5 protein-coding genes and 1 pseudogene are annotated in these 5,094 nt (G+C 61.6%); 1 reads left to right on the forward strand and 5 read right to left on the reverse strand.

The annotated features are described in order from the left end of the window. Positions 1–736 (reverse strand): IS5 family transposase gene (locus AC1Q7H_RS39575; protein WP_492382499.1). Its coding sequence is split into 2 segments (ribosomal slippage), with 737 coding nucleotides annotated over them: positions 1–388 and positions 388–736; the frame shifts between segments, so codons are not numbered across the junction. This gene is flagged as partial in the annotation. An 81-nt stretch (positions 737–817) separates the two neighbouring features. Here AC1Q7H_RS39575 and AC1Q7H_RS39580 point away from each other — a divergent pair. Further along, positions 818–943 (forward strand): annotated as a pseudogene (locus AC1Q7H_RS39580) (IS110 family transposase); the annotation flags it as partial. Positions 944–1,445: 502 nt separating this feature from the next. Here AC1Q7H_RS39580 and AC1Q7H_RS39585 read toward each other — a convergent pair. The 4 genes from AC1Q7H_RS39585 to AC1Q7H_RS39600 form a co-directional block, all read right to left on the reverse strand. Next, on the reverse strand, positions 1,446–2,540 hold the full coding sequence (locus AC1Q7H_RS39585) for a porin (protein WP_492316793.1): 1,095 nt from the start codon (positions 2,538–2,540) through the stop codon (positions 1,446–1,448). A gap of 73 nt (positions 2,541–2,613) precedes the next feature. After that, entirely contained in the window at positions 2,614–3,354 is a 741-nt protein-coding gene (fabG, locus tag AC1Q7H_RS39590) for a 3-oxoacyl-ACP reductase FabG (protein WP_492316794.1), read from the reverse strand. 97 nt (positions 3,355–3,451) lie between these two features. Then, entirely contained in the window at positions 3,452–4,456 is a 1,005-nt protein-coding gene (locus tag AC1Q7H_RS39595; protein WP_492316795.1) for an MBL fold metallo-hydrolase, read from the reverse strand. Positions 4,457–4,542: 86 nt separating this feature from the next. Next, a partial coding sequence (locus tag AC1Q7H_RS39600; protein WP_492316796.1) for an MFS transporter occupies positions 4,543–5,094 on the reverse strand: 552 nt, incomplete at its 5' end.

The following is a 5,094-nucleotide window of genomic DNA, read 5'->3' on the forward strand; positions in this document are numbered from 1 at the left end:
GCCCGACGCTCGAAGCGAATGCGAAGACGACGGAAATTGTGGAGCCACGCATGAGTGCGTTCGACCACCCAGCGAAACTTGCCAAGACCGCTACCGTGTTCGGTTCGGCGCTTCGCGAGCACTGGCTTGATGCCGCGCTCGCGAAGTCGCTGACGATGCGGTTCGGAATCGTAGCCGCGATCGGCGTAGATAACCTTGGGCTTCTGAAGTGGTCGGCCACACACGCCGCGAATCGGTGGAATCGCGTCAACGAGCGGCAGCAGTTGGGTGACGTCGTTGCGGTTCGCGCCGGTCAGGAGCGCGCAGACGGGGACTCCACTCGCGTCGACGAGGATGTGATGCTTGGAACCTGGTCGCGAGCGATCCGTGGGGTTCGGACCCGTTTTTCGCCCGCCCCAACAGCTCGCACCGACGACGAATCGACGGCCGCACGTGAGAAATCGAGTTGGCCGGCCTCGCGCAGCTTCGCGAGCAGCAACTCGTGTAGTCGCACCCATACGCCCGCCTTCTGCCAGTCGCGCAAACGCCGCCAGCAGGTCGGGCCAGAACCAAATCCCAACTTGGTCGATAGGTCGCACCAACGTATCCCGGTCTTGAACACGAATAGGATGCCGTTCAATGCTGTTCGGTCTGAAATCGGAAAGCGACCGGGATACTTCTTGCGCCGCGGCTTCGGCAGTGGCAGCAAAGGTTCGATCAGTGCCCACAGTTCGTCGTCAATGACCGGCGCGCCCATCTCCTTGGTCCCAGTTGTTCAGGTGCCAAAGGTTAACAGCTCGCCGAGAAAGTTAACAGGCCTCTCGAGGTCTTTTTGAAACGGTCTCTAATGCAACGTCGTCACGCGAGCGTTGCGACCGTTGCCCTTGCAAACAAGACAGCGCGAATCGCATGGGCAATCTTGACGGGCAAGGTTCAAGATAGCGTAGCATCGATGCATTGTTAGTACGTTTCACTTCCTCAGCGATTGCGCAAGAAGTGGCGAGCATGGCGAACCGGTCGGACCGGCGCTTGCAGATCCTGATATATCCGACGGCTGCATTTCGAAGCCAGAAGGCCGATGAGGAGCAAGCGCGCACATTTCCATGATGGCTCGTGTCAACAGCGACACATCAAAAGCCGAATGTACGGACGCAGTCGTGACCCTCAAAATGCAACCCCATCTTACTCATAGGCGGGAGTCCATGTACGGATATAAAGCTGCAACCCAACCAATGTTACGTCAGAGCGCACAAAACCCTCGCAAACGGGAGGCGTTCATATAAAGTCATATCAGTTTCTCGGTTGTGCTGCCGCGATTATCTGTGAGGGCGTCATCGAGTGGAAGGCTGGAAAGCCCGACAGGCTCCTAGCAATCGCGTACAGGTGTTCAAGCGATGAAAAAGCCGCTGCAACGCGTTCGGCGAAAGCAGCGGCCCGTCCCTCACTTCGCAGCAGCGACGTGGCGGTCAGAAAGTATGCCGGATCCCGATCATGGCTCCCAACTGCGTCCCTCCCGGGGCTGCAGGCGCGCCCGGATTCGCACTGACCGACTGCGCCAGTTGACCACCGTTGTCGACGAAGCCTGCGGTCGCGTAAACAGCGGTCCGCTTCGTGAAGCTGTACGTTCCTCGCATCACATACAGCCAAGCCTTGTTGTCGCTGTTGCGATACTTCTGGTAGTAGACCTGTCCCGCGAGGTTGAACGCCGGTGTGATGTCATACGACAGGTACGTCCAAAACAAATCGCTGCGCGGCGTCGCAGGCTTGCCGTCGTTGTTGTGGCGCAGCCACCCTGCCCCGGCCTTGGCCCCATCGCTGATCAGCCAGTATCCGCTGAGTGACAGGCGATTGTCACTCTTGGCACTGCTGGTCAGCCCACCAAAGGCACCGGGGCCGCCTCGGGTCGATTCGTAGACCGCGGCCACCCCGAAACCGGAAGCGTCGTACATCAGCAACGCCGACCACTCCCGGCAAGCCCGTGCATCTCCCGCTGTTTCCCCGGCGCAATTTGCACTCGAGGGACTCGGCGGCGCAACGGCCGCATCCCGCCCGAAGCTGTACGTGCCTCCAACCGTCAGGCCGCCGAACTTGCCCCGGTATGACACCGCATTGTCCGCGCGGGAATTGGGAATCGTGTAGTCCAACGCCGCAGAGCCAAATGCGCTCGGCCCCATGAGATCTGAATCCAGCAGCGCCCAGAACATCATGGTGTATTGCCGGCCGAATGCCACCTCGCCCCAGGGCCCCGACAGCCCTACCCAAGCCTGTCGACCGAACAGTCGGTTTCCATACATGAGTGAGCCCGAATCTGTAGAGAAACCCGACTCCAGCGCAAATTTGGCCGTGAGTCCGCCGCCCAAATCCTCCGAGCCGCGCAAGCCCCAGCGCGACGGCACCATCCCCGTCAGCGACGGCTCTCTCACGACGCTGTTCTGCGCGGCGCCAACGTGGTTGACATAGTCGACGCCAGTATCGACCACCCCATACAGCGTCACCGATTGGGCAAACGCCACCGTGGGCAGCGCCACGAGGCAGCCCAGTGCAATGTGCTTGTAGTTCAATTGTTTCCTCCGAAAACCGCTTTGTCTTATTTTTCGCAAGCGCACACACCCGCGCCTCGTTGTTGCCCCGCCATCAGATCGAGAGACCTCCCGACACCTCGATCGCTTCCCCGTTGACGAAGCTGGCATCGTCCGACGCAAGGAACGCGTAGACGTTGGCGATTTCCTTGGGCGATCCCAGGCGCCGCTGCCAGCAGTTGGAGCGGAATCCATCGAGCACCTTCTCAGGCATCGTCTTCAGGATGTCCGTCTCGATAAAGCCGGGGCACACGGCATTCACACGAATGCCCTTCGGCCCAAGTTCTCGCGCCCACGTCTTGGTGAATCCGATGACACCAAACTTGCTAGCGGCATAGTTCGTCTGCCCGAAGTTGCCGTAGATGCCGACCACGCTCGATGCATTCAGGATGACGCCGGACTGCTGCTCGAGCATGGCGCCGACCACCGCCTGCGTGCAGTTGAAGACGCCCTTGAGGTTGACGTCGATCACGCGATCAAACTGATCTTCGGTCATGCGCGTGACTTTGGCATCCAGCGTGATGCCCGCGTTGTTGACCAGAATGTCGATGCGACCAATCTTCTCGATGACATCCGCAGCCAGGGCTTCGATGCCCGCGCGGTCGGTCACGTCCAACGAATAGGCCGTCGCCGCGTAGCCTTCCGACCGGAGGTTGCTGGCCTCTTGCTCAACGGCATCTTTTGCCAGATCACAGAGGATCACCGTGGCGCCTTCGCTGGCGAACTTGCGCGCAGTCGCCTGCCCGATACCTGCAGCCGCACCGGTGATGACGGCCACCTTGTCTTTCAGTTTCATGTCTTCAACACACTTTTGGGAATATGAATGGCCACACCATCACGGAATGGTGTGCGTGTACCGTCAACGGAACGGCTCACCGGCACGCGCACGCGGCTTACGCGACAGCCGGGTCGACGGCCTGAACCTTCTGCATGCCGGCGATCACGTCCACATGGTCGTTGGGCACCAGGCCGGATTGCACGGTGGTCCAGCAGCTGGGGCAGAAGTGCTCGCGGAACACGATTTCTGTATCGACGCAGAAACCCGGATCCACGCTGACGTTCGAGGCCCCCGACACCGGAATGCCGACAGCTCGTCGATCACGTTGATCCGGCTGCCATAGTGCACATGCACCCCTGCCGCTCGGACTGGTATCACCCGAGAACACCACCGCACCGTCTGCCGTATCGAAGCGGAACGCGAACGACGGATATACCGGCGCGTGGCTGACCAGAATCGCGGTGACCTTCACCTTGTCGTCCTGGTAGACAGGAAAAGGCTGCATGTCCGGTGCGACGTCGCGGTTGGCGTCCACTACCACGCCATTTGGCACCTGGAAGTCTTCCACGGCGACGAGGGTGTGAGGGTCCGGCTTCTGGCTGTCGCGGATGTTGTCGTTGATGTCGTTGGCGAACGCCTTGTAAATGGCCGCCGTCATGGCGACCGCTCCAGGCGTGGGATCGTCCGGGTGGATCACTGGGACATTTGTCCGATTGGCGCCAGCAACCGGCACCAGGGAGCCACGCGGGCCCGGTCCGAACACCCGCACCGGCGTCTTGCGCGCTGCCAGGCCGTCTGTGGTCCCGAACAGGAACAATGCCGGATAGTCCACGACATGATCCGCGTGCAGGTGCGTGATGAACGCCGCGCGCAGCGAGGACAGTCCAGGCTTGCCGGGCATCTTTCCCAAGCCCGCCTGAAGGTATCGCCGCAGCCAACCCTGGCCGAAGTCAACCAGATACACGCCCCCGTCGACCACGAGTGCCGAGGAAATGCCTGCCAGCGTCGTACCACCGTAGGAAGTGCGCCCCCCGGCAGTACCGAGCAGGACCAGATTGGTACGGTAGCTGGAAGCGGGCGCGGACGCCGCCACCTCCAGAGTGCCAGCAGCGCTCGTCATGGCAGGCACCAACGTCAGGAGGAAGCAGTGTACGAGCCGGACAAGCCAGCTTGGGCCGGACCGGGAAAACGTCATGTTCATGGTCCTTATTTACGCAATTGGGTAGCGGCTTCGACCTGGATGAGGTCCGCGTGGATGTCAGGGCCGGAGACATTGAGCGCGAGCTGGACGCGCCCGGTCCGGTAAATGCCGAACGCCGCGACCATCGCCGGAATTGCCAGGAGCAGATAGAGCGCCGCATTGCTCCAGCCCGCCGACAACAGCCACGCACCGCCGAGCGAGCCCGCGATGGCCCCCACTCGTCCGATGCCGAGCGCCCATGCCACGCCCGTGGCACGGCTCGAAGTCGGGTAGAACGCCGAGGCGAGCACATTGGCGCAGACCTGTGATCCACTGACACAAAACCCAGTGACGAAGATGGCCGCTGCCATCGACATCGGCGCGCTCACGGAAGCTAGGCATGCCACGGCAATCGCTCCCAGTGTGTAGGCACCGGCCACCACGGCGTAGGGGTTGAACCTGTCGAGCAGGACGCCCAGCACGACGGCACCCGCCACGCCTCCCCCTTGCAGCAGCCCGGCGAGCATCGAAGCCTCCTTCAGCGAGAGCCCGGTGCGCTGGACCAGGATCGGCAGCCA

It is taken from the genome of Cupriavidus sp. GW823-FHT06D04 (assembly GCF_058795055.1).

Coding starts and splice junctions, on each gene's coding strand:
- fabG (WP_492316794.1), bottom strand. CDS start 3,354: ATGAAACTGAAAGACAAGGTGGCCGTCATCACCGGTGCGGCTGCAGGT.
- AC1Q7H_RS39595 (WP_492316795.1), bottom strand. CDS start 4,456: ATGACGAGCGCTGCTGGCACTCTGGAGGTGGCGGCGTCCGCGCCCGCT.